This window comes from Vibrio sp. K4, from assembly GCF_051122595.1.
GTDB lineage: Bacteria > Pseudomonadota > Gammaproteobacteria > Enterobacterales > Vibrionaceae > Vibrio > Vibrio owensii.
Map to the genome: position 1 here is coordinate 3105645 of NZ_CP178577.1, position 14982 is coordinate 3120626.

12 protein-coding genes are annotated in these 14982 nt (G+C 37.6%); 2 read left to right on the top strand and 10 right to left on the bottom strand.

The genetic code is table 11. The annotated features are described in order from the left end of the window. Nucleotides 1-236: 236 nt before the first annotated feature. Nucleotides 237-1562 (top strand): MBL fold metallo-hydrolase, encoded by a 1326-nt coding sequence (locus ACLIIY_RS13985; protein WP_434527767.1) that lies wholly within the window; start codon nucleotides 237-239, stop codon nucleotides 1560-1562. A 253-nt stretch (nucleotides 1563-1815) separates the two neighbouring features. After that, entirely contained in the window at nucleotides 1816-2823 is a 1008-nt protein-coding gene (locus tag ACLIIY_RS13990) for a sugar transferase (RefSeq protein WP_045379347.1), read from the top strand. A gap of 122 nt (nucleotides 2824-2945) precedes the next feature. Here the strand turns inward: ACLIIY_RS13990 and ACLIIY_RS13995 are convergent, their stop codons facing one another. The 10 genes from ACLIIY_RS13995 to ACLIIY_RS14040 all read right to left on the bottom strand — a co-directional run bounded on the left by ACLIIY_RS13995 (nucleotide 2946) and on the right by ACLIIY_RS14040 (nucleotide 14709). After that, the gene (locus ACLIIY_RS13995) at nucleotides 2946-3710 is read right to left on the bottom strand and encodes a glycosyltransferase family 2 protein (RefSeq protein WP_434527768.1); all 765 of its coding nucleotides are present in this window, start codon (nucleotides 3708-3710) and stop codon (nucleotides 2946-2948) included. A gap of 50 nt (nucleotides 3711-3760) precedes the next feature. After that, complete coding sequence (locus ACLIIY_RS14000) at nucleotides 3761-5041, bottom strand: phenylacetate--CoA ligase family protein (protein ID WP_434527769.1); 1281 nt, start codon at nucleotides 5039-5041, stop codon at nucleotides 3761-3763. A gap of 129 nt (nucleotides 5042-5170) precedes the next feature. Beyond that, nucleotides 5171-6301 (bottom strand): glycosyltransferase family 4 protein, encoded by a 1131-nt coding sequence (locus tag ACLIIY_RS14005; protein WP_434527770.1) that lies wholly within the window; start codon nucleotides 6299-6301, stop codon nucleotides 5171-5173. 2 nt (nucleotides 6302-6303) lie between these two features. Then, nucleotides 6304-7128 (bottom strand): glycosyltransferase family 2 protein, encoded by an 825-nt coding sequence (locus ACLIIY_RS14010; RefSeq protein WP_434527771.1) that lies wholly within the window; start codon nucleotides 7126-7128, stop codon nucleotides 6304-6306. Beyond that, nucleotides 7118-8059, bottom strand: a complete 942-nt coding sequence (locus tag ACLIIY_RS14015; protein WP_434527772.1) for a hypothetical protein — start codon at nucleotides 8057-8059, stop codon at nucleotides 7118-7120. Before ACLIIY_RS14015 ends, ACLIIY_RS14010 begins: the two co-directional genes overlap by 11 nt. A gap of 247 nt (nucleotides 8060-8306) precedes the next feature. Next, nucleotides 8307-9500: a hypothetical protein gene (locus tag ACLIIY_RS14020; RefSeq protein WP_434527773.1), complete on the bottom strand. Its 1194-nt coding sequence runs from the start codon at nucleotides 9498-9500 to the stop codon at nucleotides 8307-8309. Next, nucleotides 9497-10282, bottom strand: coding sequence for a hypothetical protein (locus ACLIIY_RS14025; RefSeq protein ID WP_434527774.1), 786 nt, complete (start codon nucleotides 10280-10282; stop codon nucleotides 9497-9499). Before ACLIIY_RS14025 ends, ACLIIY_RS14020 begins: the two co-directional genes overlap by 4 nt. Before the next feature lies 1 nt (nucleotide 10283). After that, on the bottom strand, nucleotides 10284-11261 hold the full coding sequence (locus ACLIIY_RS14030; protein ID WP_434527775.1) for a Wzz/FepE/Etk N-terminal domain-containing protein: 978 nt from the start codon (nucleotides 11259-11261) through the stop codon (nucleotides 10284-10286). Between the two features lie 171 nt (nucleotides 11262-11432). Beyond that, entirely contained in the window at nucleotides 11433-14126 is a 2694-nt protein-coding gene (locus ACLIIY_RS14035) for an SLBB domain-containing protein (RefSeq protein ID WP_434527776.1), read from the bottom strand. Between the two features lie 67 nt (nucleotides 14127-14193). Continuing rightward, nucleotides 14194-14709: a porin family protein gene (locus ACLIIY_RS14040; RefSeq protein ID WP_434528555.1), complete on the bottom strand. Its 516-nt coding sequence runs from the start codon at nucleotides 14707-14709 to the stop codon at nucleotides 14194-14196. Nucleotides 14710-14982 lie beyond the last annotated feature (273 nt).

The window sequence follows — 14982 nt, forward strand, 5'->3', positions numbered from 1 at the left end:
AGTGCATAAATATGAGTTTTATTTCATTATATTGTAAGCTCTATATGTCAATTTTATGACACACCTCTAACTCCATCGTATCAATCTCACTCTTTTCTGTTTAACAAATCGATAAGATCTCTTACGTTATGAGGCGCAAATTTCAGACCTGTAAACACACTCAATTTGGCCAATCTAGTTTCATAACTTTTGCATATATTAAAACCAGCCAAAGCCGCATATTTAGGGAGTAGACATTGGAAGTCATTCACCACGGAGGAAAAGACACTGTCACAGGCTCATGCCATGAACTCAGGCTACCTAAAGGCAGCGTTTTGATTGATTGTGGGCTTTTTCAAGGAAAGGATGCATTAACCAGCGGGCGAAATCGGCCATTAGAGATCGAGTTTTCCGTATACAGAATAAAGGCCTTGGTGCTTACTCACGCTCATATCGATCACATTGGCCGTTTACCTTGGTTATTGGCGGCGGGTTATAAAGGCAAAATCTACTGCACTCATGCAACGGCAGAGCTTGTGCCGCTTATGCTGGAAGATGGGTTGAAGCTTCAATTAGGGCTAAACAAAATACAAAGAGAACAAGTTCTTAATGTGATTAAAAAGCGGTTAGTACCCTGTGATTACAAGACATGGCTACCGCTTAAGGAACTTGCTTATCTTCGCTTTCAGCCTGCGGGGCACATTCTTGGTTCTGCTTATGTCGAGTTTAAACTTCCTAATAATGAGGTGGTGGTGTTTTCTGGTGACTTGGGGCCAAGTAATACGCCGCTTCTTCCTGATCCAATCTCCCCTACTCGTGCAGATTATCTTTTTATCGAATCCACTTACGGTAATAAAAAGCATGAAAGCGTTGAAAGCCGAAGCCAAAGGTTACTCTCTATAATCAACCATGCGCTTGAGGACAGTGGCGTCATAATAATTCCAGCATTCAGTGTAGGTAGAACGCAAGAACTGCTGTTTGATATTGAACAGCTTATTCATCAGCACGATTTACAAGATTCACTTCCGATTATTCTCGACTCTCCTTTAGCAAAGAAGGTCACTAAGACTTATCGTCGATTTAAGAAGCTTTGGGGAAAAGAAGCAAAACAGCGCTTGGATAACCATCGTCATCCTTTGGCATTTGAACAGTGTATTACTATTGAAGGTCACGCGGAACATTTGCGCTTGGTAAATCGCCTAGCTAGTACGGCGGAGCCTGCTATTGTAGTCGCGGCGTCTGGGATGTGTGAAGGTGGCCGAGTGGTTAATTACCTCAAAGCTTTGTTACCGGATAAAGGTAATGATGTGTTGTTTGCAGGCTATCAAGCAGACGGCACGTTAGGTCGGGATATACAGAGCGGAGCTAAAGAAGTGGTGATTGATGATGAGAGAATTACTGTGCAAGCTCAGGTACATACGATGTCTGGTTACTCTGCGCATGCAGACCAAGGGGATCTATTGAATTTTGTAGAAGGAATACCAGTAGCACCAAAACAGATACATCTTATTCACGGGGAAGATAAAGCTAAACAGGGGTTAAATACCCATCTAATTGCACTAGGTCATCATGTCCATTTTTAGTCGCCCTTTCTGCTCTTGATGTTGTTACACACCTTTGAAAAGCATTTTATAAATGCAGCATATGGCACGCTATTTCTATCAGATTAACCACAAATTTTCTGTATAGTTCTAACTTTAAGTTCTTATATTATTCAAAAAATTTAACGAAGTTACGAGCATGTTGTGAATATGGGGATATAATTTCAGTACGAAATAAATTATAATCCTCGACTTGTTAGTAATTGGCTAGTCGAACATTAAAATATCCCATTCTATGACAGACAGTATCAGTAACACGCTTCAAGAACGAGAAGCCACTGAATTATCTAAGAATAATTCAATTAGCATTGCATCAACGTTGGACGAGTTAGCCGCAGGCACACAAGATGCTTGCCTTTACATTTACTGTCCGGCTTCAGATGAAGAGAAGATCTCTTTAGTGTTAGAAAGACACCCAGAGATCAATGCTCAGATCAATAACTATGCAATTCGTGACTTTAAGAATAAGACACTTTGCCATTTTAGAAGCTCACACCTAGACAGCGAACAGCAAGCTTATCTCGTTGCTGCGACAGAGCTTGGCGCTTGGGTAGAGCCATTGGTTAGCTACTTTGACCGTCGCCTTGGTTACACAGAGACAGAACTACTGCATAGCGGCTATTTCCTACATCAAAAGGCGTTCTCGATTCTATCTAACCGCAAGAACAGCTGGCAAAAACGCGCTATCGACCTTCTTTTCGTCTTTATGTTGGCATGGGTTGCTATACCAGTAGGTTTGATTACTGCTCTTCTTATTAAGTTAGAGTCACCAGGCCCGGTTTTCTTTAAACAGCGCCGAACTGGCCAATACAATGAAGAGTTCGATGTTATTAAATTCCGCTCAATGCGAAACGATGCCGAGAAAGACGGTGCGAAATGGGCGACCAAGAACGATGCTCGTGTTACCCGCATAGGTAAGTTTATCCGTAAGACTCGTATTGATGAACTGCCACAGCTTATCAATGTCTGGAGAAACGAGATGTCTATGGTAGGCCCTCGACCAGAACGTGAAGTGTTTATCGCAGAGCTGGAAAAAGAGATTCCTTACTATCGCTTTCGTCACGCAGTTAAACCAGGTGTGACGGGCTTAGCTCAAGTAAAATATCCATACGGAGCCTCTGTTGAAGATGCGGTGTGGAAGCATAAATACGATATTTACTACATCAAGCATCAGAACTGGAAAATGGAAGTGAAGATATTACTTCTTACCGTGAAAACAGTTCTGTTCGGTATGGGCCGCTAGAGCCCAGCTAATAAAGCCTTTAGCCAAGAATACAAAGACAAAAAAAGAGCCATCACTGAGTGATGGCTCTTTTTTATTTGTCATCTTTATGGTTATCGGCAACCTACTCGTTATATAGGTTACTATGACTTTCTTTTCGAGCGATGTTTCATCGTGCCTTTTACGGCATAGACTGAAAAGGTAAACATGCTTCTCGGTATGTTCAGCCCCACAACGTCTCTGTAGAAGCGCCACTGATATGACAACACACTGAATTTATTTGACGTCATGCCAGTATCCATACGGTACTTCGCTAATGTCTTAGGTAAACAGTAAGCTTTCGGAGTATCTTTTAAGATTTCCAGCCATAGCCCCATATCCTGACGCTTTCGAATCAAGGGCATATAACGCTTACCTAATACCTTAGTATCATAAACCGCCGTCAGGCAGCCAATGACATTACTGTACATCAACTTCTTATAGGTCGTGTACTCAGGCGCAGTGACGACATTCAATTCTTCGTCACTATTAAAACGACTATAGTGCGTGTAGGTCAGCGGATAGTCATTTTCGAGCATGAACGCGATTTGCTCTGACAGTTTGTCTTCTGTCCAGAGGTCATCCGAATCCAAAAAGGCAATAAAGCGGCCTTTTGCTTTTTCTATCGCAACATTACGACTTACGCCTGCCCCTTGATTTTTTTCATTCTGATAAACATGGATATTATCGTATTGTCCTGCAAAGCCTGTAACAACTTCCCAAGTCTTATCCGATGATCGATCATCTACTATTATCAGTTCCCAATTTTTATATGTTTGGGCTAATACACTCTGTATGCTCTCAACAACAGTACGTTCTGAGTTGTATGTTGGCATAATTATTGAGACTAAGTTACTAAACTGTTCCATTGCTACATAACTCATTAGGTTATATTTATCAAACACAACAAGAAATTAATTCACAAATAGCTTTCAAAATCTTTTAATTTTCTATTCGAAGGTCGTATGTTCTTGACGTAATTATATTCAATATGTAAGTCATCATTAAAGTACTTTAAGAACTCCGATTTCAACAAATTCATTTCTTCACGCGTTAATACATTTTCGTAATAAACAACAAGTTGACCTTTTAAGTGTTGCTCACAACGATAAGCTATATTTACTTTATGATTTACAGCCATATTCTTAAATACATAATATAGTGTGAGAGAAGGGTAACTCTGACTAATACCGATAATATTCTTACCAACTCGTCCCGTTATCTCAGAAACAATCTTGCTTTTTCTACCACAAGCACACTCCACATCTTTAAGTGAAACATAATCACCTAAATCATACCTTATTGTCGGAAAAGATTTAGCTACAAGATTAGTAACGACAGCTCGACCATCAACTTCCTCTAAAATACAACACTCTTCGTTTATGTGCATATTTCCATAAGGACATTCAAACGCTATAATTCCAGACTCAGCAGAACCGTACTCACTAACAATTTTTCTTCCGAAAGCCTTCTCAACTTCATCTTGATAAAAATCATAAATTTTCTCGGAGGTACCTTTGATAAATTTAATATTAGAAAACTGAATATTCTTTTTATTTGCAAGCTTAGCCACTTCATAAATCATAGAGCTATAACCTGATAAGTATTCAGCCTTATTACATTTATTCAGAAACTTCTCTAAGGGTTTTTCCGAGTAGGAAAATACACGAAACCTATTCATAAGGTAATCAAAGAATCTAACCTTAAAAAGAGACAGACCGTTATGATTAAATCCCCAAAAGTATCCATTTCGATCCCAAACATTAACTCCAAAAAGTTTCATTCCCCTTGAAATAGAAGCACGATTATAAGAATCCCATAATTCATCTTTATAAAATGTTAACGCTTGCCCCGTAGACCCAGAAGTTTCAGAAAAAAACAACTTTTTGAACTTGTAATTATGTATTGTGTGAATATCGTTATTGTGCTTTATCAGTGTATCTTTACTTAAAATAGGCAGCTCTGCTAAAAACTTCTTATCATATGTATGATTCGGTGAATAAGAATAAGAGTCCAGCAGTTTTTTATAATAGGGTGAGTTCTGGTATGCAAACCTCAAGATTATATTAAGCCTTTCATTTTGAATTTCTTCAAGGTGTTTTTTGTCAAAGTAATATGAAGCATCAAGCTCTTTATTCACTTTTTTAAACGAAGGATTTCGTATCGCAACCCCAATATAATATATAAGCTTACTTATCAAAGCCAACCTCTTAAATATATGTAAAATCAAAAATAAAATATGTCACTATTTTACTAAATACATTTCAAAAAAATAACTTAATAAAGATAATTCCAAGTATAAACTGCTCTACCAAGAATGCTATTCCAACTACTTAACATCAACTATTGATTGATAGAAATCTATATTTTCGATACACTTATCTTCGACATTGAACTTACCTACAATATCATTATACGCATTCAAAGTCATTTCATTATAAGTATCAACATCTAAACTATAAGAGATTTCAAGCGATTCAATGATATCCTCAACATTACTGCTTGGAATAAGTATACCATTTTCAGAATGTTTAATAAGCTCTTTAGCACTAGTTTGATTTGAGTATAAAACTAAAGTTGAGCAAGCCATTGCTTCCAACGGAGCTAAAGAAAATGCCTCAGCTTTCGTAGGAGAAATAAAAAATGAACTATTACAAATCTGATGCACTAATTTTTCTTTTGTTAACGGAGAGTGGAATGTACAATTATTAACTCCTACTGATTCAAGTTTTTTAATTAAAACATCGGATAAACCTTCAATATCTTTACCATAAACATCTAAAGTTACGTTATCTTTTCCTTTTGAAAAGATTATCCATGCATCAATAAGCTCACAAATGCCTTTCTTTTTAATTATTGAACCAGCAAATATATATTTTTTAACTTCAAGTGAGTCAACCTTGCGATATAAGTTATCTACTTTAACACCATTATATATTGTAGAAAATTTTTGAGATTTTAAGCGGAATAGTTCATTCGTTGTATAGGCAGTATAATCGCTAACAGAGACAATATGATCAGCTTTAAGTAAGTGGTTTTTTTCAATTAATCTCCACAACATACTTTTAAAGCCAGATTGCTTTAACTCTTTATAAAAGTATGACACTGACCCATGAAGTCTAACTATGAGCTTTGTTTTTATTTTAGGGAAAAATGCAAAAAAACCATTAAAGTCTTGACACTCAACAATATCAACTTTTCTTTCATCTATGATCTGAGTTACATTTCGATATAGTTTGATACGGTCAAGTAACTTATTGAAAAGGCCACTTTTTCTTCCAGGGATACGAACTATATTTACGCCATTAATTGACTCTTTTGTTATTTCATCAACATTATATAACCCGACCACATAGACTTCACATTGTCCAGATAAAGATTCTGCAAGTTCTTTTGTAAATACACCGATACCACCAGCTGGATATGGTGGATATTCATTACAAACAAAAAGTATTTTCATAATTAGACCTTAAGATATTTTAAGTAAGAAATAAAAACCTCACCCAACAATCGGACATTTACATCCTTTATTGCAATTTTAGTGAAAGATTTAAGCCGGTGCTTAATATACTTATTGACTTTTCTATTATCCTCAAGGTCTTTACTCCTTGCTATTGCCACATATATATCTGGGGGTAGTTTTTTAATTTTCGCTTTTGATAATGAACCAACAGAATCAACTCGATACCAAAGGGTTGAAGTATTGTTCGATACCGCCTCATGAGAAGACAATAGCTCTACCCATAACGCTTGGTCCTCACCAAAATTACAGCCTTCTTTAAATTTATTACTTTGTTCAAACAGCATTTTTGAAAGACACAAGCAACCTGGAAAAAACGGTTGAATTGACCGCGTACAATCTACTAAAAAATCATTATACTTTCCATCTTTCAACTCTTCCCTTTTAACAAGATGTCCTGAATTACTTTCCCAAAAAGAGTAACTTGTAAAAAATATGTCATTGCTTTCATTTTCTTTAATAAGACTATCGAAAACTTTTAATTGTTCCCCCGAAACTAGATCATCAGAGTCAAGAAAGATTAAATAAGAGCCTTTAGCCAAACTAGCCCCATGATTGCGAGCGGATGACACACCAGAATTTAAACGCTTAAAATATCTAACTTTATCAGACATCCCTTGAAAATCGACAAGTTCTGTTTCATCGGTACTTCCATCATCTATAACTATTATTTCATAATCATTTCGACTTTGAGTCAATACGCTATTTAGCGTATCTATTAGCTTCTCTTTTCTATTATAAGTTGGAACTATATAACTATATTTCATCATTACCACTTAAGTAAAATTCTTTATAAGTAAGAGTTAAACAAACAATACCTTGGAACAAGAAGGCATAATGCACTAAAAATACAGATGCATTAATAAGACTAAAAAAAAGGACACATACAAGAAAGGTCACTGCATGTCCTATTTCGATAGATACAAAAGATTTTGTTTTTTTAAGATAAACTAATTTTAACCCCAAAACATAAGATATTGCCCTAAGAAAGAATGATAGAAAAACAATTAATATTATCTCAAAATTCGCTGTATATTTCTTATCTAAGAGTGAGCTAACTATAAAATCAGGAAAGTACACTAAAAGAATCAATGCTAAGAGCAAAACTAAAGCAATAAACAGAGACATGCGATATAGAAAGTTATTTATAGACTGATTCCTATTTAATTCAGGTATTATATAGATAGATGACAAGGCTCCTATTCCTATCAGAAGAGAATCAGAAAGACGCCAACTAGCGAAGAGAATCGATAGGTTTAAAGAATCTCTATCATAAAAGCCAAACAATATGTTTCTTGCAAGAAGGTAAATCAAAGGGACAACAAATGCAGATACAACTGCCATCTTGAAGTATGGGAGATATTTGCATACAAAAGATTTAATAGTACCGGAATTTTCAACGAATAAAAAACTTCTGCAATCTAGCTTATTTAATCGATATAACACCAGAAATACAACAAATGCGCTTATAATGCCTTGAGATAATATAACTAACTGAATCCCGTAGGAATCATAAACAATTTTTATCACTGACAATATAAGCAGCATTTCAAAAAAAACAAATAATGTATAATCTTTTTTCTTTCGTTGACCATTCAATATAGAATACAACGTAGACTTAATAGCAATTACAAAAGAGGAGAATACTATTGTACAACCTAACCCACCACTAAATAGATAAGCTAAAGGTAACATCACTAAGAGTACAACAGTCGATATTTTTAACAATAAATAAATATCATTATCGCAGTTGTTCTTTACTGATTCATTTAGAAAACCGTTTATTAGCCCAAATGAAAATATGAACTGAAGTACCGAAACCTGATTCTGGATTAAATAGTAGTCACTCAGATCAGAATGGGAGAATGTTATGGAGATTAACTTAAGCACTCCAAATGACGCCAGTAATTTGGAACTAATCGCTAGGGCATTCAATAACATACTATTATGTCACCGACTCATTTCTAATATATGAACCATACGCCAACATGATATAGTAATAATAAAAGTTATAATCATAAGGACGCTGAAACATATTTAATAGGATTACTAATACAAATGAAACTTCCGACAAATAAAAACGTTCACATCTAACAAATAAGGACATGTAAAAGACTAGAATAATAGAAAAAGCAAAACCTAACAAGCCGTAATTAAATATAACACCTTTATATGAAGATACGTCATAACCTGTCCTAACATGAGCATCTTTTCCTTCGCCAATTAAAAGCGTTTTACTATCATTTAAAGCCATTAAATATTGTTTTTCAAACTTATCATCTACACGATTATCTTTGATTGTAATTTTTTCACCGTCCCAAACACGATCTAATATATACCTTTTACCACCATCCGTTGCAAGAACTGTCAACAGCAAAACAAAAATCAAAGATGTATTTATAATCAGTTTGAATGATATAGATTTCAGAGAGAGTAAATATCTAGAGCACACACCAACTAAAAGTAAAATATATCCACCTAAAGAAAAAGAAAGTATATTAGACACTACTAAAACTGATATTTTAAAATTATTATTTGGGCTTTTTTTATTCAAAATGAATGTAGTTAATATTGCGGTAATCGTTCCAACCATTCCAGGTTCGTCAAATATGGAAGAAAATCTGAAAAGCTGATAACCAAAAACACTTAGGTGCTGATCATTTAATACAGCGTTCAAGCCATAATTAATATAAAACTGACCTCTACTTGCCTTGATGTAATTTGTTGGCTCAATATGCCCTATAGCATCAACAAAACCAAAAACTATAAATGGGTATTGAATAATTGACAGTAATAATATAACAACTACTAACAGAAGAAATATATTAAATGATGATAACCTTACGTGGCTAGGCAATAGTGAAAATATCAAAATCCCTATAATACCAGAGGAAATCAAAGCGATATCATCTCCTCTTGGGAAATAGCCATAGATGATCCATAAAGATAAAACCATAAACGCTATAATATTATTCCTGCCAACTGATTTATTTGACAAAAAATATACCGCTGATAATAAAAAAAGCGCTATAAAATTTAGCTTATATATATATGCATTTTCCCAGAGATAGCTTGGATAAAGAGAGTTGAATGCAAAGAGCGCATAGATCACAGCCAAGCTTCGCTCAATAAACTTCATACTTTAACGTTCCAATACGTCTTTGTGAAATCTATAAGTTTACTATTTTTGATCAGTATCGGTATTTTTTTTATATAGAATAGAACTTTAAAAATATATCTACATCTACTTTTCAGTCTATTGAACATTTCTCTCTTGGCTCTTATTTTATCCTCATTCGAAAAGAAGTCGTTACCAGATACAATTAATGGATGTACACATACGTAATTATTGCAATAGTATATCTTCCCACCACTATGTATCACATCAGTCAGTAATATATACTCCTCTCCAGACGGCAAATTAGTTCCAAGACCAAATTTCTCATCAAACTTTATTTTATTTTCTTTCATATGCTTTACGTTCAAGCACATATCAATAGACGCTATTTTTGCACAAGTAAATATATTAAGAAATTTGCTTTGCTTAGCAACTAATTTTTTTTTAGTACCAAGAACATGAGAGCAAGAAAAATAAACACCTTCACCATACTCACTGACGATGTTGTTTGACTCTACTAAAAAGCAGTCCAATTCTTTACGGTCAATTTTTACATCATCATCGAGAACAAATCCAAATTTACTTTGGCACAACTCTATGGCTTTATTTCTGCTTTTTGACAAACCAGTATCGAACATTTGCTCGTAGACTATGTTTTCCGAGTAGTTACGTCGTGCAAACTCTAGATAATGAGCCTCATTTCCATCTGTTATTTGATGAACTATCACATAACGAATGCCATCTTCCAAAGTAACATTCATTAATCTTTTATTCATCGTTGAAATAAGAAATGTTACATCCATCTTAAACCTCAAAAAAAGTCTTCTTTATATAGTAAAAAACGACCAAGATCACTGATAACAGAGCGCCCAAAAATGTACCTAGTATACAAATTAAAGCACGATTGGGTTTAGCCTTAATCTCGGGTACTACTGCTGGATCAACAATCTTAAAGACAAACTCTTCTTGAACTTCCGCAAGCATTAAGCTTTTAGTTTGTTCTTCTATAAGTTTATAAAACGTACTCTGCATATCTGCAACTGCAGTCTTTTGAAGCTGTGTATTGAGGTAAGCAAGATTCTGAGAACTCTCTTTAATTGTACGCTCACGCATCACCTTGTTAATATCCTCGACAAGCCATTCAACCCATTGCTGGGCGAGATAGGGGGAGTAGTAGTTAATAGAGAGACTATACAAACCACTTTCTTTGTCTGACTTTATAGTCAGGATTTCTTTGTAAAATACTTCAAATGCTTCTTGAGCGCTAGGCTTAGCTCCACGAAGCCCCTTTGGATCACGCAGCCATTCTCTCGATGTTGGATCATAAACATCTTTGTCAATAATCAACTCATTCTGAGTTAAGTCCCAACCTTTCGTCGCCATTATTGGTATAAGCAATTCATGCTTATTAATGAATCGTTCTATAAATTGACGTGACTGCATTACCTGTACAGCCAAGTCTACTTGAGATGATTCAGCTCCACCTAAATTTACACCAGCTAGTGCCGCTAACCCGCCGAATTGACCTGCCATTTTTGACAACCCCCCCCCGCTAACGCTTTCTGTTGGAGCTAATAGTGCATCAGCTTTATATATATTAGGGAGACTTAAAGCATATATCACAGATCCAATAGCAAAAAGAAGAGTGATGGAAATAATTAGCCACTTTCCTTTCCATATTACCTTAATTAGATCTCGTAGGTCGATTTCGTCATCATTAACCTGAGAGGTTTGTAATGGTTGAGATGTGTTATCTTTGTACACTTCTTTAGTTGATTCCATTGGATTTATAGAGTCCTTGGTTCTTAAGCTAAGCTCCCTTTGCCAATGACTGAGCTTGGCGGCAAGGGCACTTTATTAAGGTAAAAGTTGTAGTTCCAATCTTGCCACTATTATTTTGAGGAATAGAACTACAACTCTACTATTAATTTTGTATATCAAACGATTAATGCGTTACTTTAGTGCATTAATTGCTACACCAGTTTGGTACAGAATTTGCGTTGCAGCAGTCCAAGTACTTAGTGCATCACGGTAATCTGTATCAATCGGTACTACGATCGTATCGCCAGCTTTTAGGTCCTCTTTATCGTTACCGAACCAGTAGCCCGATGTTGGCTTGTAAACCGAGCCGTCTGCACGTACTACAAAAATACGGTCTTCGTCCGCTTGCTTCTTGGCACCACCCGCTTTGTTCAGGTAGTCATCCACATCTAGCTTGTTATCCAATAAGTATGTAATTGGAACTTGTACTTCACCCATGATTGAAACCGTATTGCGGAAGGTTGGTATAAACAAGAAGTCGCCATCTTCCAACATAAAGTCAGCAGAGCGCTCGTCTTTGATAATTCTATTGAGCTGAACAACCATACGACCAAGCGCTTTACTCTTACTTGCTTCTTCAACAAACTTCAGAGTTTTGTCTGGGTCTGAAATTACCGAGCTCATATTACTGTCCGCACGGAAGGTTTTCTTCGCTGTTTCTGCACGCATATCTGCGGCGTATTGGTTGAGTAGTTTTTGCTCTTGTAAACGAAGCGCTTCACGCGTGAAAATTGCACCTTGTGGGTGAGCGAATTCAGTTAAGCCACCTGCACGTTCAAGCAACTCACCTAGTGTCTCACCTTGACGAACTGTATATGTTCCAGGGAAACGAACTTCACCTTGTAAGGTAACTGTGCTTTGCAGTTTAACGTTAGGCTTTTCGAGAATGTTCAGGCGATCACGGCCAACAAGGATGGCATCATTTTCGGCGCTTCCTTGAATCGCTTTACGTAAGTCAATACGTTCTACGTCGATAGAAGCACGTTCATCCTTACTGCTGATCACGGTGCGAGCCAGTTCAGCATTAATAGTAAATGCGTTGTAAGTTAAACCGCCTGCTGCTTCGATTAAAGTAGACACCGACATGCGAGGCGTTAATGGATAACGACCTGGGTGTTTAACCTCACCGAATACTTCGGCGATTTGTGGTGCTAAACCTAAACGAGATTGCTGCTGGAGCTGCAAAAGTACCGGAGCAAGTAAAGTTCGACGAGTGTTTTGTTTTAACGCATCGAAATCTTCTTTCGTAATTTCTTTGCCACGGAATATGATTTTTGGCTGTTCTAATTCTTCAGTTGAAGATTGCCCGAACGACATATTGTCTGTCGCTGAAGAAATAGCGACAGAAGAGCTCATTACTTCTTGCTCTTTTTGTTGGTCCAGTTCGGCTTTAAATTGTGCTTGCTCAAGCGTTTTCGCTTTAGTCACTGTATCTTGATCCGCTAGAGTATCCAGATCCTCATTATTGAAGCGGTTAAATACCAGCAATCGGTCACGTGAATTTAACTTTAGGTTATCTTTGCTGCTCGGCGAAAGAATCGCGTTAGCAAGATTTATTTGATAAACCTCAATATCACGCTGTGGATTAATCTCACGGACAACAACAGCATAGTTAACATCAGCAGTAGAGTTAAATGACGTATCTACCGACTGGAATAAATCAGCGACACGTAGACCGCTTTTCCATTCGATAAAGCCCGGATGACGAACATCACCTTCAATTTGCACGTAACGGGTTAGTTCTTCGCTCTTCTTGAGTACATTAACCGCATCACCATCTTTGACTTTGATTTGTTGATCATGTGACTGGCTAAAGTTAAGGGTTAATGCGTCACGCGCACCTTTCGCTGCATAACGTTTGACTTCAATTTGGTCACTGTAAGCGTTAGCAGTAAAACCACCTGCCATTTGAATGGCTTGCTTGTAGGTTTCACCTGATTTCACTTCATAGATTGCAGGACGGTTTACCTCACCATCAATACTGATGGTATTGCCAACAGCACCAATAAAGACCACATCACCAGGTAATAGTCGAACATCGTTGCGCGCGTCGCCTTTTAGCAATAGGTCATACATATCAAGCTTGCGAATAACTTGACCGTTGCGCTTTAACTGCACGTTACGCAATGCACCGCTCTCACCAAAACCACCACTGTAATAAATGGCTTGAGAAATGGTAGTTAACGCACTAACTGTGTAAGCACCTGGCTTGTACGCATCACCCATAACAAACACTTGCATGGTGCGCATCTCCCCCAGTGAGATGTCGCTACGCACGCCAATCATTTGCTCTTTTACACGTTGGTTTAGTGAATCACGAACGTCAGAAAAGCTCATCCCTGCCACTTGAACTGGACCAAGTGAAGGGAAGTTGATAGTACCCGCGCGATTTACTCGCAAACGGTGCGTCGTATTCTCTTTGCCAAATAGCTGAATAACAATTTCATCACCAGCGCCGACTGTATAATCAGCAGGGACTGGCACATCGTTCACAGGAGCAAACGTCGTCGGTGAACCCGCAAACAGATCCAAGCCGAAGCGCTTTAGCTCTTCATCTTCTTTCATTACATCCGCTTGATTCGTTTGATTAGCGTTGCTTACTTCTGGTCGAGGATCAATCACTTGAGGGTTTTGGTAGCTACTAGGCTGCGAAGAAGAGCCAGAAGGGAGAGAGACACCATACTTACTTGCTAGCGCTTGTTGTTGGTCAGCAGGTAGGCTTTGAAACATTTGCATTTGTTCCGGGGTTGGGGTCTGCGCATGACTGAATGGTGCAAAGACACTTGCCAATAAACAAGCGGCAATCGAGACATATCCTTTAAACATGATAATTCGCTACTTAAATCAAGAGGTTAAAAATCCCAGTCACTAAACTAGGCACTAGGTCTTTTAATTAAAATCGGTGCTGGAAGCCGAGTGTCAGGGCATTCAGGCGAACTTGGTCTTCTGATGTACTGTTAACAAACTCGAAAACAACCGCATTGTGCTTGTCTAAGGCATAATGCATACCTAAGCCAAAACTAAAACCTTGGTCTCTGTTCGAACCGACGTTCTGTTGATCGATCTGAACACTGGAGTAACCCGCTAGCCCATAAAGAGCGAAACGTTCAGAAACCGGCATGTTCAACTTAACAAACCCACTCGCCAAACTGTCGACCGCGAGCCCGCTTTCACGCTGCACAGATGTACCGTAACGTGCCTCTAGAGCGACATAATCATTAAAGAAATAGCCTGCTTGAGCTTGAAGAAGGAATGGATTGCCTTCAGCTACGGAAGAAGTAGAAGAGTGGTGGTATTCGGCATTAGAGTAGCTCACTAACGCACCTGCATAAAAATCTGCAGAGGCCGTAAATGAGCACAAGCCTAAGCTGATTGCACTCAACGCCCCTAGCCATGGTCGTTTGTTCATCACGTAAGTGTTCCTTGGGTATTGACTGACCGCTGCACATGAATGACGCACGCAGTGAATGTCTGTTAACTGGTTGTCTGTTTTGCTCGTGCGTTTTCACGCTACCGCCCTGCGGCATTGCGCGTTAGCCACTGTTCGCTGATTACCGAGCAGCTCGGTTTATTGGTACAAGTACTCTCTTTGAGTGCTGCTTTTGTGACAAACAAATAAAAAACTAATACTTGAAAAGCAGAGCATAAAAGCTGGCAAATTATGCATGGATTAGCGCAGAAC

Bases quoted from the DNA above. Each gene is read 5' to 3' on its own strand.
- ACLIIY_RS14040 (WP_434528555.1), bottom strand. From the start codon at position 14,709: ATGAACAAACGACCATGGCTAGGGGCGTTGAGTGCAATCAGCTTAGGC.
- ACLIIY_RS14010 (WP_434527771.1), bottom strand. From the start codon at position 7,128: ATGAAATATAGTTATATAGTTCCAACTTATAATAGAAAAGAGAAGCTA.
- ACLIIY_RS14005 (WP_434527770.1), bottom strand. From the start codon at position 6,301: ATGAAAATACTTTTTGTTTGTAATGAATATCCACCATATCCAGCTGGT.
- ACLIIY_RS13995 (WP_434527768.1), bottom strand. From the start codon at position 3,710: ATGGAACAGTTTAGTAACTTAGTCTCAATAATTATGCCAACATACAAC.
- ACLIIY_RS14025 (WP_434527774.1), bottom strand. From the start codon at position 10,282: ATGGATGTAACATTTCTTATTTCAACGATGAATAAAAGATTAATGAAT.
- ACLIIY_RS14035 (WP_434527776.1), bottom strand. From the start codon at position 14,126: ATGTTTAAAGGATATGTCTCGATTGCCGCTTGTTTATTGGCAAGTGTC.
- ACLIIY_RS13990 (WP_045379347.1), top strand. From the start codon at position 1,816: ATGACAGACAGTATCAGTAACACGCTTCAAGAACGAGAAGCCACTGAA.
- ACLIIY_RS14020 (WP_434527773.1), bottom strand. From the start codon at position 9,500: ATGAAGTTTATTGAGCGAAGCTTGGCTGTGATCTATGCGCTCTTTGCA.
- ACLIIY_RS14030 (WP_434527775.1), bottom strand. From the start codon at position 11,261: ATGGAATCAACTAAAGAAGTGTACAAAGATAACACATCTCAACCATTA.